At 40.4% G+C, this 21,458-nt stretch carries 16 protein-coding genes; 12 read left to right on the top strand and 4 right to left on the bottom strand.

Annotation, left to right across the window (positions count from 1 at the left end; translation table 11 throughout):
- Nucleotides 1–93 precede the first annotated feature (93 nt).
- Nucleotides 94–1,041 carry an alpha/beta hydrolase family protein gene (locus tag AAH582_RS17005; protein WP_343318981.1) on the bottom strand — a complete coding sequence of 316 codons (948 nt, stop codon included), beginning with the start codon at nucleotides 1,039–1,041 and terminating at the stop codon, nucleotides 94–96.
- Between the two features lie 677 nt (nucleotides 1,042–1,718).
- Here AAH582_RS17005 and AAH582_RS17000 point away from each other — a divergent pair.
- The 8 genes from AAH582_RS17000 to AAH582_RS16965 all read left to right on the top strand — a co-directional run bounded on the left by AAH582_RS17000 (nucleotide 1,719) and on the right by AAH582_RS16965 (nucleotide 14,623).
- Nucleotides 1,719–3,119, top strand: a complete 1,401-nt coding sequence (locus tag AAH582_RS17000) for an inorganic phosphate transporter (RefSeq protein WP_343318979.1) — start codon at nucleotides 1,719–1,721, stop codon at nucleotides 3,117–3,119.
- Nucleotides 3,120–3,199: 80 nt separating this feature from the next.
- Complete coding sequence (locus tag AAH582_RS16995; RefSeq protein WP_343318977.1) at nucleotides 3,200–4,033, top strand: universal stress protein; 834 nt, start codon at nucleotides 3,200–3,202, stop codon at nucleotides 4,031–4,033.
- A gap of 250 nt (nucleotides 4,034–4,283) precedes the next feature.
- Nucleotides 4,284–4,832 (top strand): sigma-70 family RNA polymerase sigma factor, encoded by a 549-nt coding sequence (locus tag AAH582_RS16990; protein WP_343318975.1) that lies wholly within the window; start codon nucleotides 4,284–4,286, stop codon nucleotides 4,830–4,832.
- 60 nt (nucleotides 4,833–4,892) lie between these two features.
- Nucleotides 4,893–5,945: a FecR family protein gene (locus tag AAH582_RS16985; RefSeq protein ID WP_343318973.1), complete on the top strand. Its 1,053-nt coding sequence runs from the start codon at nucleotides 4,893–4,895 to the stop codon at nucleotides 5,943–5,945.
- A 110-nt stretch (nucleotides 5,946–6,055) separates the two neighbouring features.
- A complete protein-coding gene (locus AAH582_RS16980) occupies nucleotides 6,056–9,391 on the top strand; it encodes a SusC/RagA family TonB-linked outer membrane protein (RefSeq protein WP_343318970.1) in 3,336 nt (1,111 codons plus the stop codon).
- 17 nt (nucleotides 9,392–9,408) lie between these two features.
- Nucleotides 9,409–11,037 (top strand): RagB/SusD family nutrient uptake outer membrane protein, encoded by a 1,629-nt coding sequence (locus AAH582_RS16975; protein ID WP_343318968.1) that lies wholly within the window; start codon nucleotides 9,409–9,411, stop codon nucleotides 11,035–11,037.
- Between the two features lie 61 nt (nucleotides 11,038–11,098).
- A complete protein-coding gene (locus AAH582_RS16970; protein WP_343318966.1) occupies nucleotides 11,099–12,622 on the top strand; it encodes a hypothetical protein in 1,524 nt (507 codons plus the stop codon).
- 6 nt (nucleotides 12,623–12,628) lie between these two features.
- Complete coding sequence (locus AAH582_RS16965; protein WP_343318964.1) at nucleotides 12,629–14,623, top strand: hypothetical protein; 1,995 nt, start codon at nucleotides 12,629–12,631, stop codon at nucleotides 14,621–14,623.
- Between the two features lie 42 nt (nucleotides 14,624–14,665).
- Here AAH582_RS16965 and AAH582_RS16960 read toward each other — a convergent pair whose 3' ends face one another.
- Nucleotides 14,666–15,037: a nuclear transport factor 2 family protein gene (locus AAH582_RS16960; RefSeq protein WP_343318962.1), complete on the bottom strand. Its 372-nt coding sequence runs from the start codon at nucleotides 15,035–15,037 to the stop codon at nucleotides 14,666–14,668.
- 263 nt (nucleotides 15,038–15,300) lie between these two features.
- Between AAH582_RS16960 and AAH582_RS16955 the strand changes: the two genes are divergently transcribed.
- Nucleotides 15,301–16,887 (top strand): glycoside hydrolase family 16 protein, encoded by a 1,587-nt coding sequence (locus AAH582_RS16955; RefSeq protein ID WP_343318960.1) that lies wholly within the window; start codon nucleotides 15,301–15,303, stop codon nucleotides 16,885–16,887.
- Nucleotides 16,888–16,943: 56 nt separating this feature from the next.
- Here the strand turns inward: AAH582_RS16955 and AAH582_RS16950 are convergent, their stop codons facing one another.
- Complete coding sequence (locus AAH582_RS16950; protein WP_156167711.1) at nucleotides 16,944–17,825, bottom strand: AraC family transcriptional regulator; 882 nt, start codon at nucleotides 17,823–17,825, stop codon at nucleotides 16,944–16,946.
- A gap of 33 nt (nucleotides 17,826–17,858) precedes the next feature.
- On the bottom strand, nucleotides 17,859–19,115 hold the full coding sequence (locus tag AAH582_RS16945) for a hypothetical protein (RefSeq protein ID WP_343318956.1): 1,257 nt from the start codon (nucleotides 19,113–19,115) through the stop codon (nucleotides 17,859–17,861).
- Nucleotides 19,116–19,259: 144 nt separating this feature from the next.
- Here AAH582_RS16945 and AAH582_RS16940 point away from each other — a divergent pair, with 144 nt between their 5' ends.
- The 3 genes from AAH582_RS16940 (at nucleotide 19,260) to AAH582_RS16930 (ending at nucleotide 21,119) form a co-directional block, all read left to right on the top strand.
- A complete protein-coding gene (locus AAH582_RS16940) occupies nucleotides 19,260–19,826 on the top strand; it encodes a Crp/Fnr family transcriptional regulator (protein ID WP_343318954.1) in 567 nt (188 codons plus the stop codon).
- Between the two features lie 52 nt (nucleotides 19,827–19,878).
- A complete protein-coding gene (locus AAH582_RS16935) occupies nucleotides 19,879–20,328 on the top strand; it encodes a DoxX family protein (protein ID WP_343318952.1) in 450 nt (149 codons plus the stop codon).
- Between the two features lie 98 nt (nucleotides 20,329–20,426).
- On the top strand, nucleotides 20,427–21,119 hold the full coding sequence (locus tag AAH582_RS16930) for an HAD family hydrolase (RefSeq protein WP_343318950.1): 693 nt from the start codon (nucleotides 20,427–20,429) through the stop codon (nucleotides 21,117–21,119).
- Nucleotides 21,120–21,458 lie beyond the last annotated feature (339 nt).

Genomic DNA, 21,458 nt, shown 5'->3' with positions numbered 1-21,458 from the left:
CCAGCGAGTTAAACATTTGAATTGATTGAAGAAAGGCCTAAGTTTTTTATTTAGGCCTTTTTTAATGCTTAATCTTATGTTCATGAAACCTTATCAAGAGGTTCTTTGTGCCTTTTTTTTACTTCTACTTTTGATCCAGTTCAATGCAATAGTGCTAGGTTCACTAGATGCCGAAAGGCTTGTATTGTGATCTAATAAAGGAAATAGGCAATATTCGAAAGGCTTTCCTTGTGCTTTAAGTGCATTGAGACGTTCAATGGATAAACCTACAGGTATTTGGATATCTTTGGATCCAAAAAGCCAGAGCCCTGGAGTTGTTATCGTTTTAAGTGGTGTCATGGGATCGGTATTTGTAAATTGATAGCGATCCGGATCATTCGCCACATGTTGTCGGGCATCGGCTTCCGTATGTTTATCCCAAAAATCTTTTTTTCCATTCGTAAAGAACTGGAAGCGCAGCTGCTCACGGGCAGGGATAACTGCTCCACTGTACAAGACAAAAAAGTCGATCAAAGGATTTTGGTTAGTCGCTAAGGGAATGATCCATCCCGCTTGGCTGAATCCAAGTAGTCCCATTGGAATGTTCGCCTTCCCGAGTTGCTGATGGAATGCTTTTACCGCTGCTTGTGCATCTTTGGCCAGCAGGTGGAGGTTGGCAGAGTCGATATTATTTGTACCGACCTCAGGGCCAGCGTAGGTTCCCTCAGATTTACCAACTCCGCGCTTGTCATAAGTAAATACAGCAATACCGTTTTGAGCCAAATATGAGGCAAACTCCATCATCCTTTTCTCTTGTCCAGAACCATGGATAAGGACAATGGCCGCATGGGCACGGCGAGGCTGAAGTATGGTTCCTGTTAACTTAATACCCTCACTTTTAAATATAATATCTTTTGTAGACCAGTCTAAAGATTGAGCTTTTGCATGTTGCGCGAAGAGTAGGCAATACATAGCGACGAGAAAAGGTAGCGTACGAAGTGTAATCCGCTGTAAGGGAGCATAGTTCGTCAGGGAACAGTTTAATGAGGAGGATTTAGGCATAATTAATTCGGTGTTAAATTTATTTTTGTCTAAAGTAACGAGTTTAAATTTAAAAAGTTTGTGCTTTTCGGTGGACTGTAGGTTTGAATCGGTAAATCGTCCTGTTTTTGCTGTAAATGGCGGATCAAAATTCCCTTGAATCGTCTGCTTGGTTTTTTGCAGATAGCAATGTCCATTCTTGAAAAAGGTTTACAAAAGGTTTAACACGGCTTTTACTTTACAGTTGGTCTAATACGACTCTTACTTCACAGCTGGTCTTTTACGGGGTTTTGATTTGTCTATATTTATTTGGGTAAAAACTAGTGGTCAAATTTGATTTTATTCCGTTTTATAATCGTTATTTCTACGGAACTTATTCGGTCTTTATTCGCTTTCATCCGAATGAAGTCCGAATGAGGTCCCTATAAAGTTCGTATTAGCTCCCTGAAAATTAAGAAATTTGTGAGAAATAAAATAGCGACGGAATAAGATTCGTTAACAGTGTTTTAAGTTTTTCTTTCTTGTTGTATAACGTAATATATCCTTTATCAAAAGTTAACATCTGAAAATTATTTTTGAGCTGAATGAAGCGATTGTTCCTGCGGTAGTTTTCCTTAAGGAAAACTCAGCAAGTAAGAAAAACTAAGCAAGGACAACCATAAATCTTATGAAAGAATACTATGCACATTTTCTGCAACATGATTCCTCTCTTAGGGGAAACCGATCTTAGTACTGGACTCCTTATTGTTTTTGCCCTTTGTTTATTTGCCGTTGTGGCCTTTGAATTTGTCAATGGCTTTCATGATACCGCGAATGCTGTTGCAACGGTCATTTATACCAAAGCACTTAAACCAATTGTAGCCATTCCTTGGTCTGGTTTTTGGAATTTTCTCGGTGTTTTCGCAGGCGGAATAGCCGTGGCTATGGGAATCCTTAAATTGGTGCCTCTGGATACCTTAATGGCACTCCCGGTTTCCGTAGGCGCTTGTCTGGTCCTTTCTGTATTATTGGCTGCTATTATCTGGAATTTGGGGACTTGGTATTTTGGTATTCCTTGTTCGAGTTCACATACCTTGATTGGTGCCCTTATCGGGGCTGGTATAGGTTTCACCTGGTATCATGGTGGCAGCGGTGTCAATTGGCATAAGGCTGAGGAAATTGGTCTTTCTTTGATTCTGTCACCTTTGATTGGCTTTGGTCTAGCGGTGATATTGATGCTCTTTTTGAAGCATGTTGTCCGTTATAAAGCACTTTTTCACATCCCACAAGGAGAAGATGACAGACCCCCATTTTTAGTACGGGGTATTCTTATACTGACCTGTACATTGGTCAGTTTTTTTCACGGTAGCAATGATGGACAAAAAGGAGTAGGGCTGTTTATGTTGATCTTAATTGCATTTCTTCCTGCCCGTTTTGCAATAAACCATTCCGTACCAGATGCGGCTGTCATTAAAACGCTCGATCAAACGGAAATCGTGTTGCAGACAATTGCTTCCAGTAATGTTGTTCAAGGAACGATGTTTGCACATGTCCATGAAGAGATTGAGCAAGTCAAGTTGCATTTGATGGATAAAAGTGTAACGGATAAAGCTGGGACGTTTAAATTCAGAAAAGAGGTTGAAGGTTTGGTCAAATCGATTGCTACATTGGAGAGCAATAAACGGATCAATATCAATGCTGAAAATCGTTTGGAGCTCAATCGTAAGTTGGTTGAATTGAAACATCTTACGGACTTTGCACCGATTTGGGTGATCTTAACGATTTCGGTAGCACTAGGTTTGGGAACAATGATCGGTTGGAAACGTATTGTAATAACAATAGGTGAAAAAATAGGAAATGAACATTTGAGTTATGCTCAGGGGGCCTCAAGCGAGATTGTCGCAGCTTCGACAATTGGTATCAGTACCGTATTGGGTTTGCCCGTTAGCACAACGCATGTGCTCTCAAGTGGTATTGCTGGTTCAATGGTAGCTTCTGGAGGAAAGAGCAATTTAAACAAAGGAACACTCAAAAGTATCGGTCTTGCTTGGGTACTTACTTTACCTGTGTCGATTGGCTTGGCTTTATTACTATTTGTATTCTTCCATCTTTTTATTTAGTTGATTGTTATCTGAATGTTTTTGTCATCCATTGACTTTGTACACATGGCTATTGGCAGTTTAATATTAAAACTTAAAAAATGAAACAAATTCTCGTTGCCTCTGATTTTTCAATCAATGCAAGTCATGCTTTGCGTTATGCCTTGTCTTTGGCTTCTCGTTTGCATATGGAAATTGCTGTTGTACACGCCATACACCCGACAGAAGGGATCAACAACAGTACTTATAACGCGATCTTTATAGAAGATTATTACGCTAGAAAACGAGCTGCTTTGCAAGAATGGACTGATCAGGTGGTTCAGGAAAATAAATACAATGGCCTTAAAGTGAGATCTGTTGTCGAAGTAGGTTATCTGCGTAATGTAGTCACAAAGTATGTTGAATATACCGATGTTTCTTTTTTGGTGATGGGAATCACTGGGGCGACGGGCATTAAGGAAATTGTCGGTAGTAATGCAAGTATGGCTGTGACAAAATTGCGTATTCCGACCTTGATTGTACCTCCTGAAAGTAATCTGTCCGCCATTCCGGTCATTACATTGGCAACGGATTACAAAACGACAAAATTGTCTGTGCGTGATGTCAAAGCGCTCAATCGTATTTTAAAACTTTCGGACCCCAAGAAGTTGGAAATTCTACATGTTTCAGAAAGGGATTTGGACGAAAAGCTGGTGCGTAATGGGGAGAAAAAAATGCGTCAGTTGCTTCCTAACGTAACTATCAACTTTAACTATGTGGATGAGGATGATACACGCCCATCACATGCGATCGTTGATTTTGTGGAAAACAATCAGACCGATATTCTATGTTTGGTCAAACGCAACCATAATATGATTTATCGTTTATTTGCAAGTAGTACGGTGAATGAAGTTCTGAACCGATCGGTTAAAGCGATTTTGGTGTTGCATGAATAGTCTATGTCGAAACTTTTTTACGCTATATATCAAGCCGTTTTGGATTTTCCAAGCGGCTTTTTTCTTGCCTTGCCCCATGCTGCAGAACACCTTTGTGGAAAAAATTTGAGTTGTCTGATCCATAGTTTATACATGACTGGTCAATGTATTGCCTTGACCTCATGAGAAAACCTTGGCACTGAGCTTTCGATTTTTTTTGCATTCTTGGAATGAATTTGTTTAACTTGTGCTGCGAATTGCAAAGTAACCAATGTATTTGAAACCTTTATCTGCGGAAAATAAGAGGAATATTGCCATTGATCGAGATGAAAGCTCGTTTAAGGCTTATTTCGTGGCCAATTATGGAGTTTTGAAGACCAATGCGATTTCTTTTATCAAGGATAAGCAGCTAGCCGAAGATGTGGTTTCCGAAGTCCTATGGAAAATTTGGTACCTGGGGCCAGATTTAATGAACATCGCAAATGTCGAGGGCTATTTGCTTCGAGCGATAAAAAACAAATGCCTTAACCTCCTGCGCATCCGCCAGGTCGTACTCACTGACGGAACGGAATATCAGGATACGTTGATTGATAAAAATACCCCGGAGCAAATTTTAATATCAACAGAGAGTATCCAACGTATTCAACAGGCTGTCGAGGGGCTTCCGCCGAAAACGAAAGAGGCTTTTAAACTGGTGAAAGAGGAAAGGAAAACGTATTTGGAAACTGCGGAAATGATGGGCATATCCAAGAAAACGGTAGACCGACATATTCAAATTGCTTTAGAAAAGCTGTGGTCCTGTATTAAAGAAAAAAAATAATTTTTCTATTGGGGATTTTGGTTTCTTCAGGTGTCTCTACTCCAAATAGACCGAATGCACATGTTTTCATCTGAGGAACAATACTTTTTATTTTTAGCGGCTAAGTTGCTAGCAGGAGAGCTCACATCCGAGGAGAGAATCGCGCTGGATGACTTGCTACGTGTCGACAAAAATAAAAGGGAGTTATTGGCCTATTTAGCGGAGAAGCATGAGGAAGAAGATCTAGAAGCTGAAATAAGCTATGAAAAGTCAAGACCAATAGAGCTTACCGCTGTTGAGGATGTAACCGTCCGTCCGTTTATAGGTCGCCGTAAAGTTAAGTTACTATCCATTGCCGCCAGCCTATTTATCGTTTTTGGGGTATGGTCCTTTTGGTTTATCAAAAATGATAAAAAGGTAGCTGGAGATGCGGAATGGCAGACCATTGTTACTGGCAAAGGGGAACGTAAATCGATCAAATTGAGCGATGGCTCGGAAGTATGGCTGAACAATGAAAGTGTATTGCGGTTGAAGGCTGGATTTGGTAAGACTGACCGTGTGCTGGAATTGGTTGGTGAAGGTTATTTCGCTATAGCCAAGAACCCCAATTTACCGTTGAAAATCAAAACGGCGTATGCGGAGGTACAGGTCTTAGGTACAAAATTTAACCTCCGGGCGCTTCCCGATGAGAACACCACGACAACCTCCCTGATCGAAGGGAAAGTGCGTCTAAAGGTCATGGATAATCAGCAGGAGAAGCTATATGAACTCCTTCCGGGTAATAAAGTGTCTGTGATCAATCAACCTGTATCAACGAATGATCATCGGAGTAAGTCTGTTGTTCAGCAACCAAAAGTGACCTTTGCAAAGCTTGACCTCGTTGATGCCGAAGTTACTGAAACACTCTGGATGAAAAATAGATTGGTTTTCAATGGCGAAGGTTTTGATATGGTTGCAAAGATAATGGAGCGTTGGTTCGGTAAACCTATTGTCGTCGAAAATGAGCGGCTCGCAAAAGAGCCCATCACCGGCATATTTGACGAAACAACCTGTGAAGAAGTCTTGAATGTCATCAAGCGCACAGGTACTAAACTAAATTATTATACCCAAAATGATACACTTTATGTAAAGTAATATAAAAAAAGGGTATCCCTCATAGTGAGCAATACCCAAATGTTTTAACCAATGGCATCGGACCCTAGGAAAGTAGGATGCCAATCGATTATTTCTTAAATACCAAAATTATGAAAAAAAAATCACATGTTCTTTATCATGTGCCTATCTCGTATTATCTAAAATGGTTGTTAATGGCCAAATTTTTAATCATTTTCTTATTTGCATGTGTCGCCACCGGATTTGCAAAAGAATCGAAAGCGCAGAAAACAGTTTCTTTACGGTTTGAAGAGATCCGACTCAAAAATCTATTGACTTCAATTGAAGAGCAGACCAAGATCAATTTTATCTACAACGATAACACGATCAATGCGATTAAAATCAAGCATGTTGACGTCCGCAATAAAAAATGGACTGATCTTTTGTTGCCAATTTTAGCCAAGGAATCCTTGGAAATGGATATGGTCAGCGAAAACCGTATTATTATACGTTCGACAACAAAGGTTCAGGATAGAATAGCTTCGGGTGTAATCAAAGATCAGCAAGGAAAGCCTTTGGCAGGGGTATCTGTACGCATAAAAGGTACGGATAAAATGACGCAGTCAAATAGCGATGGTCAATTTTCGCTGGTCGTTGAAAAAGAAAATAGTATTTTACAATTTTCTTATTTGGGATACCTTTCTCAAGAGATTGCCTATCAGCGACAGGCTATTGATGTCGTTCTCCAGGAAGATCTCGCGCAGCTTGAAGAGGTTGTGGTCATTGGGTACGGAACACAGAAGAAAGCAACATTGACGGGGTCGGTGAGCCAGGTTTCGGGGAGCGAGCTGCAGCGATCTCCTGCACCGAATCTGTCCAATTCCCTAGCAGGAAGAATGCCGGGTGTAGTAGCTAATAATCGCTCTGGTGAACCTGGAAATGATCAATCGCAGATCTATATCCGTGGCAAGGGATCTTTGGGGAACAACAGTCCTTTGTATGTCATTGATGGAGTGGCCAATCGCGGTGGAATAGAGCGGCTTAATCCAAGTGATATAGAGACAATTTCGGTCTTAAAAGATGCGTCGGCTGCCATATATGGTGCCCAAGCAGCAAATGGTGTTATTTTGGTCACGACGAAACGCGGTAACGGTGATAAACCGACCATCACCTACGATGGTAATTACGGTTTTTCCGAACATACAAGGACACCAAAGCTGATGGATTCTTACCAGTTTATGGTGTATGATGATGAAATCAATGCACATTTTGGGCGTGCTGAAAAGTATAAAGATATCAAAGGAAAGTATCTGGATGGAACGATTGATCCCTTATTGTATGCCAACACCGATTGGATGAAGTCCGTATTTAAATCTTCTCCACAGACGCAACATTCTCTGTCACTTCGCGGTGGAGACGAAAAAGTGCGTTATTATGTTTCGGGAGGATACCTCTATCAGAAACCAGGGTTTAGAAATACGGATCTAAATTTTAGGACAGTTCAATTTCGCACCAACTTGGATGCTAAGGTAACCAAAGACCTTTCGGTATTAGTTGAGGTAGCCACCAGACAGGAAAATCGGAATAATTCAAATTACGATATGGGAACCTTCTTTTGGGAAGCGTTCCATGCCTATCCTTTTTTGCCTGACTATTATCCGAATGGATTGCCCGGTCCAGGTCTTTCGTGGGGTAATAATTTGACGATTCTGGCTTCGGGTAAGACCGGCTATCAGCGTGTAAAGGATAATTTTGTCAATACAAAAGCAGGTTTTGATCTCAAAACACCTTGGTTATTAGATGGATTAAGTTTTTCTGGTTACGCAGCATTCGATTCACAATATAGACATGAAAAGAAGCTGAATGATATGTGGGATGCTTATCGTTATAATCCTGCAACAAAGAATTACGATAATATCCGTGAAACAACGGGCGATGCAAATATCAACCTCACTGAAAGAAACGATGATATACGCACTGAGACCTGGAATTTTAAAATCGGATACGACAAGAAATTTGGCTCACATAGTGTCAATGCTTTCATTGCTTATGAGCAGAGCAAGAACAGAGGTGATTGGTTTTCGGCGTATCGGAGAGACTTTTTAAGCGATGCCGTAGATTACCTATTTGCGGGAAGTGACAATCAAAAAAATAATGACGGAAAAGCAACGATTTCGGCACGTCAGAATTATTTTGGTCGTGTAAGTTATGGTTTTAAGGATAAGTATCTGGCTGATATTACAGTGCGAAGAGATGGCTCACAAAACTTTATGAGCAATGCACGTTGGGGTTGGTTCCCGGGGGTATCGGCAGGCTGGCGTATTTCTCAGGAGAATTTTTTCAAGGAAAATGTGCCTTTTGTCAATGAGTTGAAAATCAAGGCTTCCTGGGGCAAGCTAGGAAACGACCGTGTGGACCCTTTTCAATATATCAGTACCTATGTTCTTGGAGATGGTGCCATGTTTGGTCTTGACCCAAAAAGAACAAAGGGTTTTACTGTCGGAAGATTGGCTAATCCAAATATTACCTGGGAAAAAGTGGATACGAAAAACGTAGGCTTTGAGTCTGTTTTCTTCAAGAATACCTTGAGTTTTGACTTGCAGTATTTTTATTCGATGCGTACGGACATCTTAACACCCAAACAAGCTTCTGTACCACGCTATACAGGATTAACGCTACCTGATCAAAACATTGGTGAAATTTCAAACAGAGGGGTGGAAAGTAGTTTGCTTTACCGCAATAGAGTTAATGACTTTAGCTACTCAGTGGGTGGAAATTTCACTTTTGTACGTAATAAGATTCATTTTTTTGACGAAGCACAAAATACGCCGGAATGGCAGCGTAGGACTGATCACAGCATAGACTCCTGGTTGGTGTATAAGACAGATGGTATTTATCAGAACCAGGCGGAGATTGATGCGTCACCACATTTGCTGAATACAATGCCAGGGGATATCAAGTATATGGATGTGGATGGTGATGGAAAAATTACCAGCAATGATATGGTACGTATCTATGAAAGTCCGATCCCTGAAATTACCTATGGTATCACCATGGGGGCCAAATGGAAAAATTTTGATTTAAATATTTTGTGGTCAGGACAGGGACGTGCAAAACAGATCATTAAACCGGGAAGTTACAACAGAGATGTAACTTATTTTGAGAACAGATGGATTTCTGAAACGGAGACACCCAATGCCCTGTATCCAAGAGCCTTCGACCGTGACGATACATTCAATAGCATGAATTCGACATTCTGGTTAAAGAATGCCTCTTTTTTAAGACTGAAAAATGTGGAGTTGGCATATTCATTGTCGCCTAAAGTGCTGGAAAAAATCAAAATGAAAAACTTACGGGTATTCATTAGTGGATTTAATTTGTTTTCGATCGATCAGATCAAGATACAGGATCCTGAAGGAACAAATGCAGGTGGTATGTACTATCCACAACAGCGGATTTATAGTGCAGGGGTGAATTTGAGTTTTTAAAGAAAATTTATTGACAGATGAATACAAAGATAAAATTATATATAACGATCTTTTTTGCAAGCTGTTTGACATCCTGTTCAAATTATTTGGATGTTAAACCGTTGGATTCTTTTACTGGAGATGCTATATTCTCGGATCTGAAATTGACCGAAACCTATGTAAATAAGCGTTATACAGAAATACGGGACGGTTTTGGAAATCTTGGTTTGAGGTATATTTCGGACGAGGCATATCACAATTTCAATTCGGGAAATCCTTATTTATACAACCGGGGAGAAGTGACGGCAGACCAGTTCGGGGACTATTCCACATGGAATGCTTATTATGAAGCGATTAAGAACTGCAATATTTTCTTTGATAATATTGATAAGTTGAAAGCCGACAAGGGTCAAGTTGATCGGTTGAATGGTGAGATGATCTTTCTTCGCGCATTCTTTTATGCGGATCTTGTCTCGCGTTTTGGTGGTGTTCCATTGATCACAAAAACTTTCGATCTGAACAGCGATATGATGGTGCCACGTAATTCCTACGATGAATGTGTAGACTTTATTGTGAAAGAATTGGATAAAGCGGCTGGGTTGCTCCCTCTCAGTTACGAAGGAAAGGATTTTGGTAGGGCAACTAAAGGTGCAGCATTGGCACTGAAGTCACGGGTAACATTGTATGCTGCAAGTCCATATTGGAATCCATCCAATGATAAGGCGAAATGGCAAAAAGCTGCTGATGCGGCAAAGGCCGTCTTGGACCTCAACCAATACCAGCTTGATCCAAATTACAAACAGCTTTTTACGAGCAACAAAAGTAAAGAGATCATCTTCATGAAGCAGTTCAATACTGAATTTGGACATTCTTTTGACTGGACCGATTCTCCGAATGGTTTTACAGGTTGGTCAAGGACCTGCGTGCTTCAGGACATGGTCGATGCCTATGAGATGGAAGATGGGGCTATGCCTTCTGCACAGGCCTATGTGGATGGCAAACCTTGGGAAAATCGTGAACCTAGATTCTATGCCTCCATTGTATGTGATGGTCAGCAGTTTAGGGGTAGAGAGATTGAGTTTTATATATCCTCAACAGGAAACCGGGCGAATAGTGGTAAGGATAGCGAATTCGGTATTGATGATTGGAATGCATCGAAGACCCACTATACGATCCGTAAATTTATGGATGAAAGTTTGCGTAATACCTGGAATGATAAAAGTGCTCAACCGTGGATTTATATGCGTCTAGGCGAGATATATCTAAATTATGCGGAAACGCAGTATCAATTGGGCAATGAAGAGGTGGCTCGCACGTACATCAATAAGATTAGAGAACGTGCACGTGGTGGGAAGGTAGGTGTACTTCCTGCAATTACGAGCACGGGTGCCGCGCTTTTGGGAAAAATACAGCAGGAACGACGCATAGAACTAGCCTTTGAAGATCATCGTTTTTTTGATGTAAGACGTTGGAAAATAGCTGAACAGACTGAAAACAAACCGGCGCGAAAAATTACGATTGTGCGGGATGACCAAACGAAGAAGAAAAGTTATAAAATTGAGGTGCTTCAGGAACGGAAGTTCTTTCCGCAGCATTACTTACTTCCAATTCCACGCAGTGAGATTCAACGAAATGCATTGTTGAAACAAAATCCAAGTTACGACTAATCAACCAACCTCCAAGGGTCTGCCCAATGCAGATCCTTGGTTTATTAAATTGCTACTCCTTATGAAAACCTTTTTATTATTTACGGTACAGACTGTGCTTTCTGTCAGTGTGTTTGCTCAGAAGCAAGATATTTCAATCGATACGGACCAAAAGGAACTCCAAGAGGTCTTCGACTGGGCTAAGCAAAAAGCGCGATCTTTTGTTGTTACGGGAACGCGGGGGCCGGTGAATGTTTACAAGAAAAATCAATCCGCAGACAGCGCTTTGTATCAACCGGCCTATTGGGCGGGATATCCTTTGCGAACGGCCTTCTATTCGCGTGATTTTTGTCATCAAGCGGTAGGAGCGCATCTGTTGGGTTTGGAAGAAGAGAATTTTACGATGCTTCGTTTCTTCGCGGCAAGTGCTACTAAGGAACGAAAGTGGTTTCCTTTGTGGGCGATCAATTTTGATGGTAGCCCTTATACGTTGGACTACAGAAATGACGATGACTTTGTCCGCGAGATACCGGCAGTGTTTGAGTTGGTTGAAAAGAGTGCTCAGCTCTATGACTGGACCAAAGATCAACGCTATCTTAACGATCCGGCTTTGTTGTTATTCAACACAAAAGCGGTGAGTGATTTTGTGGCATTGCATGATGTTAAAGCGCCAAATGGTGTGCCCGAAAGCGATGGTTCGGGTAATATTTTCAAAGGCACGGCCACCTACAATGAACATCGTGACCAAACCTTAATTGAAGCCGGTGACGGTATTGGTAGTCAGTATCAAGCCTATTTGGCCTTCGCTAAACTTTCTGCATGGGGTGGCAAGAAAAACCAGGCTAGGAACTACGCTAAAAAAGCCCAGACCTTGTGGAACTATTTCAACACAGTATGGGGCATAAAAGGCAACAAGGGACTGTATAACCGAGGCTACGATAAAAATAATCTCCCGGTGTCTGGTTGGGGAAAAGAAAATTCTTGGTTTCTGCCCTTAAAAGAAATTACCGACCAGCGATCACATAGGCATCTGAAATATTTGGATTATATCGATGCACAACTTGGCTCAAAAGAAGGGCTGCCCGAAAATATTGAATCAATCACATATGTTCCAGAATTGTTTTTCAAATATGGTCAGAACGAACGAGGTTGGAAATGGCTGAAATATATTATATCCAAAATTAATACGGTGCATGCCATGGCTACGTTAACAGGCACCAATGGTGATTACCCCGAAGTTTCCTTTGTGCTGATCAGTAATGTTGTGCAGGATATGATGGGGATCAACCCTGGTATAAAAGGTAATTCTTTAGAAACTTGCTCCCACCTTCCTCAGAAAATTGGTCGGGTGAAGGTGTCGAATGTCAAGATTGGTGGGGCAATGTTTACGGTAGCGCAACGTGGCCTATCGGAGACTACCCTGTCATACAGTGGCGGAGAAGCAATACAGTACTGGCAGGCTGGTTTTCCGGGAAGTCACCCTTATCTTTACTGTAATGGCATCAAGAAGAAAAGTCGTATCGGTCAGAAAAATGGTTTTACTTACAGCTATATCGAGGTGAAGATTGACCGCGATATGCAATATACGGTAGCTACGCAATTATAGATCGTCATGAAAATTAAATTATATTATTGGGGCATCGTTGCCGTTGGCTTAATACTGCAGTGCAATTCGACGGTAGCTCAAAATTCAAAAAAATGGTCACTATTAAAGGATAATAGGATTGAATGGAAGGTTAAGCAGGGGGAGAATCACGAAGATCATATGGAAATGGCAGGTTTGCAATCGGCTGCTGTCGTTTACTATGGTGTTCGCGACGGTCGGCTTTTATTGGACAAGAAGGTTGTATTTCCGATGTTACGAACAATTCCCAACAATACACATGCAAGTTTAACCGTACCCTTTCAGGATAATAAGTCTTTATTGATAAAAGTAGATGGCGTAGCGGTCGATGAGTATCCGCTACGTTTTGTACTTGACGGAAAATTAGCTGTTTATTCGACGACGAACTCACCACTGGAAGTAGAGCGGACGTTATTCCCATCCGTCGATAAACCTGTTTTGATTGAACGCATTAAGCTGGTGAATACAGGGAGTAAATCCGTACGAATCGATCTGATGAACAAGTATTCGAAATTCGAGTCTGACCCGACGAAAAGTGTATATGGGCCGTATGTTGTACAGGCCTTATTACGGGATACGCTAGTGCCAAATCTCGAACCAAAGCAAAGTTACCTGTTTGATATTGTGTATGAGGGAAAGAAAATATCAACGCCTGTTTATCAGTATTCTCCATCTTATGAATTGCAGAAAAGAGAGGATTTCGTGAAAAGTTTAGCCGACGATCTAATACTGGAAACACCCAATGATACGATCAATACAGCATTTGCTTTCGCTAAGATTCGTGCAACTGAAAGTATTTATGATACGAAGGGCGGATTGATGCACGGTCCCGGAGGTTTAAGCTACTACGCTGCTATTTGGGCAAATGATCAGGCAGAATATGCCAATCCTTTCTTTCCTTTCTTGGGCAATCGCAACGGCAACGAAAGTGCCATAAACTCCTTTCGTCATTTTGCCCGTTTTATGAATTCGGATTATAAACCAATTCCGAGCTCAATAGTGGCGGAGGGCGATAGTTATTGGAATGGTGCTAAAGATAGGGGGGACATGGCCATGATTGCCTATGGAGCATCCCGGTATGCGTTGGCCTTGGGCAAGAAAGATATTGCCGTCGAATTATGGCCATTGATTCACTGGTGTTTTGAGTATCTGGAGCGTCAGAAGACAAGTGAAGGAGTTTATCGATCGGACAGTGATGAACTGGAAGGGAGAGCACCGGCAGGTAAAATTAATCTGTCGACAAACAGTATTGCCTATAGCGCTTATCAGAGTGCGGCAGACCTTGCTCATGAATTGGGAAAGGAGGATCTTTCTCAGCAATACAGAAAGCGGGCCGAAGAACTCCGTCGTTCGATTGTGCGTTATTTTGGTGCTGATGTGCAAGGCTATTCCACCTACCGTTATTACGACGGTAATACCATCTTAAGGGCTTGGGTATGTTTGCCAATGACCATGGGGATAACCGAGCGGAGTGCTGGAACAATTGACGCCTTATTATCAAAATATCTCTGGACAAACAATGGTATCCTCACACAATCCGGAGATAAGGTATTTTGGGATAGGGCAACCTTATATGCCTTTAAGGGATTTTTTATGACGGGAGCAACCGAAAGGGCGCTGCCTTATTTTAAGTATTACTCTTCGATGCGTCTTTTGGGGGATCATGTACCCTATCCGGTTGAGGCCTGGCCTGAAGGTGGACAACGGCATTTAAGTGCCGAAAGTGCCTTGTATTGCCGGGTTATAACGGAAGGATTATTTCATATTGTACCCACTGGTTTTCGAAAGTTCAGTATAAGTCCCAGTCTGCCAAAGGAGTGGAAGTATATGCGGCTTAGACGAATACAAGCCTTTGATCGAGTGTTTGATATTGAAGTATCCCGGAAAGGTACGCAAGAGTTTCTTATCGTGAAACAGCAAGATGGTCGGCTCATTCAGAAACCAATTTTGAGCCAGCAGGCAATCAGTATCGCCTTAAATTAACCTAAAAATCTCCACAAGTCATCGTCCTGTGGAGATTTTTCACTATAGTCCCTTATAGTGCGCTGAAACTTTGCATATTTTTCCATGTACATCTAATTCCATATATTCCGCGGAAAGCGAATCGTTGACGCTTTTATAGAAAAGTACCATGGAGTTTACGCCCGTAAGTATGTGGTAAAGCTCAAAATGAAGTTCTGGATATTTTTCCAGTGCGCTTTTAAAATAAGCTTTTAATTCTTCTTTGTTGTTTATATTTCCCGCCGTATTCACACCCATTTTCTGAATAAAGGGGGAGCGAAAGTCAATGTCTTCACTATAGTGTCGCATAATTGTATCCAGATCGTGTTGGTTCCAGGCGTCAACCCAATGTTGCGCAAGATCTGCAGGCTGATTAAAATTATCTAGTGTATTCATGTTGTATTAAAAATTAATCGATGTATCTGACGGAATTGTCAAACCAAACCGCTTAAAGCAATATACATAATTTAACTATCTTATCTGCCGTAAGGATGGATAAACCGTTATTGACCCACAATTTGTTGGAATCGCTAAATTGAACAAACGGTTGCGTTTTGATCAGAGTTGTCAATGCTGATAATTCTCGTTATTATCGTAAGGTTATAGTCTGTTCGTAAGCAGATTGACTATAGTTTGTTCGTTTATAAAATAAGAAAATTGTGAAAAAATATCTATTTCTTGCGGGTATTCAGGTAATGTCAGTGTTAGGGTTATCAGCCCAAACGACAGGGTCAACTGTGCCATTACAGCTATTGGGTACCCGGAGTTGGATCCGTGTAGACACGAAGGATAATCAACCGAGCATGTCCGGAGCGAAAGTCTTTTGGGCAAAAACGAATAAGAAACCGCAAACAGCCAATGCGATATTAGCAGAGGGTGCCAAACGTTATTATATTCAGCAGGTGGAGCCTGAAACGACCTATTATATCTGGATAGAATCTGCTACAGGAAAATCCTTGGCGAATGGAAAAGTGTATACGAGCAAGAGGTGGCAGCTGGATGATACTGAACTCGATGAAGAGCAAAAGAATCCAAGTTCAAGAGCAGTTCCTGTTGGTATGGAAGTCTATTGGCAGGATGAATTTAACGATCAATTACTTAATCGGAATAAATGGACGACCAACTATTTTTCATCTTTGAACTATCTGAATGCAAAATCCAAGGATGAAATGTTGCATGATCGTTTGCCACAACCCGCTTATACTTTAAATGGATCAGCGATCAATCTGTATGTCAATGATACGATTCCCAAGCGGATTTTTACGGAGGGTGGCAACCAGAAGATTTCATCCATCCAAACCTATGATTGGAAGTCCAATGAAAATTTACTGGACAACAGCAAAGGTGGGTACTTTGAAGTTAAGGTAAGGCGTAACCGCCAAGGTAGTCCCAAGGGAACAAATACAGCTTTTTGGTTTGATTCACCTGGACCAGATATTCGTTATTATCTTCAAGAAGGATCCGAAGTCGACGGAATTAAAGGCATTCGCCCCAAGGGACAGCTTTTTGAAATCGACGTTTTCGAATATATTACGGCTCAATTTGTGATACATGGGCATGTCGATCAAAAAGGGGTATTTCAACGTAATCTTGCTACACATATTGCGGAGGGATATGAACATGTCGGACAATGGGTAACACATGGGGTATTGTGGACACCTACCAGTATTAAACATTATATCAATGGAGACCTGATCAAGGAGTATACGAATAAAAATCAGATTTATTCACCCAACCACTTTTTGAACGTATTTCTTGGAGCCTATGGATCTGAAGGCGGAGTCAATATGGAGGTCGATTATATTCGGGCGTATAATTGGCCTTTAAAAAATGGTAATGAATTGCCTAATCCAGATTTTGAGGGTAAATCTGGTCTTGCACCTTGGGAAGGAGCAGCGGTCATCGAAGAAGGGCGCGGAGAAATGGGGAGTAAAGCGGTGGTACTTTCGCCGGGTCAAAAAATAGAGCAATATGTTTATTTGAATCCTCAACAAGACTTCAAGCTTGTCTATTGGAGTAATGGAGGCAAAGTTCAGGCGGAAGTGGATGATGTCGCTGTCGTAACAGGAAAGTTATCGAATTTAAAGACTTTAATAGCTGACTCAGGAAAGAGAGGTGGAAAACAGGCCGTTGATTTTGTTACTGGCAAGGAGATCAATCCGAATAAAAAAATAGTTCGGATCGGATTTACCAATGTCGGAAAGGAAAACGCATTTTTGGATAATATCACATTGAAGAAAAAATAGGCTGTAAGCTATTTTGAGTATAAAAAGGCCCCACTTATATCAGAGTGGAGCCGTTTTTATGGTAAGTAAGCAGGGAATGATTTTTTTTGATATTCCGATGGCGACATCTGCGTTCGTTTCTTGAAAAAATGAGCGAATGTAGATAATTCCTGAAAGCCTAATTCAATCATAGTAGCCTTGATTGGGTTGGGCCCCAAGCTTAATAGATGCATCGCCTCCTTTAATAAGCGATTGTGAATCAGTTTAAGTGGTAGAATACCCATATGTTGATTTGTCAGCTTCCGAAGACTATACGTGGTCATATTGAGCAAATTCGCATAATAGGCCACCTGGTGTTCCTGTTTGTAATTTAGCTCGATCAACTCTAGAAGCCGATCCATCGTAGTCGGTAGGTAATGTTGTGGGACACGACCAGTTCTATTCAACATGATACGGTTGATTTCCTGCAAACTAGTTGCTGTACGTGATCCTATGATTGTAAATAGAGGCTGAAAACGACAAAGCTCTGAACCGATTTTAGTTAATTCACTATGGAGTTTTTCAAATTCATGCTGAGCGATGTCAAGTATAGGATGATCCCGCAGGAGTTTTGTATTAATCGGAAGGGTAAGGCAAAGCTTTTCAAAATTTTGTTTAGAAATTTTAAACTGATGGGCCAAGGTTTCCTCAATAAAAGAAAAAGAACTTGTTTGTCCTGGAAAGATTAAATGAATTTGATAACCCTTCAGCTGATGATTCTGTTGGTCAATTTGATGGATGCCACCTTTTGAGTGTGATAAAGTGAGAACAAAAACTTGATTTCCGGCAGCTTGAATGGTGTAATTTCTGACGTTCCAAGATTGGTATAAAAAACCGAGATGTTTCACATGTTCACCATATACCAAGACATTTCCGGCGTAAAACATGGTTAATTTGAGCTGGATAGGGAGGTTGTGCACGATTTGTTTTTATTTAATTTTTACGATTCTTATTTAACGATTATAGGGATATTCCTGTACCCAATGAAACTTGCGTTGCATTAATTCGAAGGCTTGCACGTCTTGTTTAATCAGTTTAATTTGCTCTGTATGGTCATCAAAGGCTTTTGTCAGAAGAATATTTCCATCTTGGTTGATTTGATAATCAAATTGATAATTGTTTAGGGTGATTTTCTTTCCAACCGCATCAATAACAACGCTCTCTTTTTGTGGGTTATAGTCTGAGGTGCGTATTAAGACCTTGTTGTTGTCAATTTCAAAAACAATAAGTCGCCAATTTTCGGGGATTGTTTTGCGTGGTGTTCCCGCTTCTTCGATACGGTAAATTCCATACAAAGATGATTTTTTTAGGTACTCAGCCATCATTTTTTTTGTACTGCATATACCCATGACCTGTTGTACCATAAAGAGAATTAACAGGGCCAATTTGGCGATAAATAAACTTTTTCTTTTCCAGCTTTTGTTGAATAGAGGTTGTTGAATAGGGAGTAATTGTACAGGTTTTCCTGAAATAAAAATTGCGTACAATGCTTTTACGTAGGGAAGCAGTAGAAATATGGAAAGTAGCAGGAGTGCTGTAGAGAGCATTTTGACAGGGACGTCATAAAAATAGTTGACGGCCATAATATTGATACTTGTCGCAACTGTAATTAGCGCACCGAAAACCATCGTCTTTCTGAAAAGCAATAGACCCGATAATATTTCTATTGAGCCGATGAGTATATTGTAGCCTTGAGAATAACCGATATAGGTCCATGCGAGGCCCATAGGAGAATACTCGCCCAATGGCTGCAGGAGTTGCGTTAACCTCGGTGGCTGCATTTGCATATAGAAGAGTTTGATGAGGCCATAGTTAATAAGCATAAAAGCAACATAATAGCGTATTGCTGTGGTTAACCAGTAAAAAAGAAAATTATAGTTCGCTCTTTTTCGATCTAATATGGACCATAAAGCTGCCCCAACTAATGCCAGTATGAATAGAATCAATAAGCATACCCAGGCATAGGAGGTGTCCCCACTTCCGTTGATGAAGATACTGTGGTCGTAAGAATAGCCCAATATATTTTCTGCAAACCAGGGAGTCAACCTTTGCATAAAATGGGTAAGAGGGGTGCTGATATATCCATATAACGGATAAGTGCCGTTATTAAAAACAAGAATAAACGACAAAATGAAAATAAAGGGAAATCGAAAACCTAATTTTCTAAAGGCAGGCCACCGTTGTGGACCGTTTTCGTTAAGTATATGCATGATTAAAGTTTATAGTATTTAAGTTAATATTTTTCGGTAAAATAGGTCGTATGTTTATTGAAATAAATAATCGATTAAATAGTAAATAATCATTACGCTATATTTGAACAGAAGTTTTTATCTTGCTCCTAAAAATTAAGAATCATGAACAAGATCAGAGAATATTTCGAATCGCTCGTTGTCATGAATGATACGGACTGGGAACTATTTTCCGCTAAGCTTGTTAGGATGGTGTTTCCAAAAAAATCACTGATTTTGGAAATCGGAAAAACTGAACAGTATTTATCTTTTATTGAAAAAGGAATTGTACGTTTCAATATCCCAAAACTGGACTATGATTTTACTTTTGGATTTGCTTTTGAAAACTCTTTTGTAAGTGGGTACGATTCCTTCTTGACACAGCAACCTTCCTCGTATCATCTCGAGGCAATAACAGATTGTATTTTATGGCGGATATCGTTTGAGGATCTCCATATGGTATATCAAACAACAACGGTTGGAAATCTAATTGGACGGAAAGCGGCTGAGGACATTTTTCTAAAAAAAATGAAACGGGAACTGACGCTACTCGAAGATTCGGCGAAAACCAGGTATATCAATTTGATGCGTGAGCAGCCTGAACTGATTCGCAGCATTCCCTTAAAATATCTGGCGTCTTATATTGGTATTAGGCCGCAGTCGTTAAGTCGGATCAGGAAAGAAATTTATTAACAAATGTTCATTGATAACCAAGGGAAGGGCTCCTATTTTTGTTATAAAAAAGATGAAACCATTTTTTGTTTTAATTGTCGTTTGCATTATTTCCAATCTCATCCTATTGCTGTTGAAGGGGGATATGGATATTCTTTTAGCGGGAAAAGTTGGATTGGCGGTGATGCTGTTGTTCACTGCATTGGGACACCTACTTTATACCAAAGGAATGATGTTGATGCTGCCCGACTTTGTTCCATTTAAAAAAGAAATGATCTATGGAACTGGTTTAATGGAATTCATGGCTGCAATTGGACTATTTGTCCCGCAGGTGAGCCGCATAACGGGAATCCTTTTAATTGTCTTCTTTCTACTGGTATTACCTACAAATATTCGGGCAAACTTAAAGCGTATCAATTATGAGACGGCTACCTTTGATGGCGCTGGTCCAAACTATTTGTGGTTTCGTATTCCATTTCAAATTTTGCTGATCGTCTGGACTTATTATTTTGTGGTGCATTGAAGTAGTTTTCTTAACTAAAGCATAGCAATAAATTAATATGATTTTGTTTAGTTTTATTTAACAATTTTTTATTTTTGCTAAACTTTAGATTGAATAGAATGAAAGAAGCCATCAAGATGGTCGTATTTGATATGGCAGGTACGACAGTGAACGAAAATAACATTGTTTATAAGACACTTAGAAATGCTATAAATACGGTAGGTGGATACGAACTGACATTAACTGAGGTATTGGCCCATGCCGCGGGTAAAGAGAAGCTACAGGCGATTAAGACCGTACTCAAAAATAGTTTGGATGTCGATAACGATGCATTGGCACAACGGATGTTTACATTGTTTTTGGAGCAGTTGGAACATGCCTATGAAGTAGAAGAAATTTACCCAAATACGAATGCCGAAGAACTTTTTGCTTTTTTGAAAGAAAAGGACATTTTGCGTGTACTCAATACGGGCTATGATCGTAAGACAGCTGAGTCACTTTTGAAGAAGCTTAATTGGAAAGTTGGCAAAGATGTAGATGCGTTAGTTACTGCATCTGATGTACCTCGAAACAGACCCTATCCCGATATGATTGAGCTGGCAATGCAAAAATTTGAAATTGCCGATCCGGGTTTGGTGGTTAAAATTGGTGATTCTATTATCGATATACAGGAGGGGCAACAAGCAGGTTGCGCCTTGAGTATTGGCATAACAACAGGAGCACATGACACGGCTCAACTCACATCTGCAAATCCCGATTATGTGATTAATGATTTATTGGAAATTGTTGAAATTTTCGAAAGAAACCGTTAAATTATTCCTGTACGGAAGGAAAAAAAGCGTATGGAGGAAAAGAGTATGGATTCGACTTCTTCTACATATGCTTTTTTTTACGGTTAATAAGGTATCGGCATTGGGGTTTACCGCCCAATTATTAACGTGAATTCGATTTTTTTATATTTTTAATCGCGGTCATAAAGACGTACAAAAGTGTCGAAGTGATTAAAATACTAATTATTACATTTGCCGGTTTACTTCCGGTAAGCAAAGGTGTTTTGGTTAAGATAAATAATACAAAGGTTATAAAAACCATAATCGATTTAAAAATTTCCGTTTTTTTCATGGGGTAGTTGTTAAATTTTTCCATGCTGT

The sequence above is a fragment of the Sphingobacterium multivorum genome (assembly GCF_039511225.1).
Taxonomy (GTDB): Bacteria; Bacteroidota; Bacteroidia; order Sphingobacteriales; family Sphingobacteriaceae; genus Sphingobacterium.
The sequence above is the reverse complement of the archived record's forward strand: the minus strand, read 5'-3'. Positions and strand labels throughout refer to the sequence as shown.

Excerpts from the sequence above, each read along its gene's own strand:
- AAH582_RS16940 (WP_343318954.1), top strand. The coding sequence starts at position 19,260 with ATGAACAAGATCAGAGAATATTTCGAATCGCTCGTTGTCATGAATGAT.
- AAH582_RS16980 (WP_343318970.1), top strand. The coding sequence starts at position 6,056 with ATGAAAAAAAAATCACATGTTCTTTATCATGTGCCTATCTCGTATTAT.
- AAH582_RS16990 (WP_343318975.1), top strand. The coding sequence starts at position 4,284 with ATGTATTTGAAACCTTTATCTGCGGAAAATAAGAGGAATATTGCCATT.
- AAH582_RS17000 (WP_343318979.1), top strand. The coding sequence starts at position 1,719 with ATGATTCCTCTCTTAGGGGAAACCGATCTTAGTACTGGACTCCTTATT.
- AAH582_RS16945 (WP_343318956.1), bottom strand. The coding sequence starts at position 19,115 with ATGCATATACTTAACGAAAACGGTCCACAACGGTGGCCTGCCTTTAGA.
- AAH582_RS16965 (WP_343318964.1), top strand. The coding sequence starts at position 12,629 with ATGAAAATTAAATTATATTATTGGGGCATCGTTGCCGTTGGCTTAATA.
- AAH582_RS16960 (WP_343318962.1), bottom strand. The coding sequence starts at position 15,037 with ATGAATACACTAGATAATTTTAATCAGCCTGCAGATCTTGCGCAACAT.
- AAH582_RS16930 (WP_343318950.1), top strand. The coding sequence starts at position 20,427 with ATGAAAGAAGCCATCAAGATGGTCGTATTTGATATGGCAGGTACGACA.
- AAH582_RS16985 (WP_343318973.1), top strand. The coding sequence starts at position 4,893 with ATGTTTTCATCTGAGGAACAATACTTTTTATTTTTAGCGGCTAAGTTG.
- AAH582_RS17005 (WP_343318981.1), bottom strand. The coding sequence starts at position 1,041 with ATGCCTAAATCCTCCTCATTAAACTGTTCCCTGACGAACTATGCTCCC.
- AAH582_RS16975 (WP_343318968.1), top strand. The coding sequence starts at position 9,409 with ATGAATACAAAGATAAAATTATATATAACGATCTTTTTTGCAAGCTGT.
- AAH582_RS16935 (WP_343318952.1), top strand. The coding sequence starts at position 19,879 with ATGAAACCATTTTTTGTTTTAATTGTCGTTTGCATTATTTCCAATCTC.
- AAH582_RS16995 (WP_343318977.1), top strand. The coding sequence starts at position 3,200 with ATGAAACAAATTCTCGTTGCCTCTGATTTTTCAATCAATGCAAGTCAT.
- AAH582_RS16970 (WP_343318966.1), top strand. The coding sequence starts at position 11,099 with ATGAAAACCTTTTTATTATTTACGGTACAGACTGTGCTTTCTGTCAGT.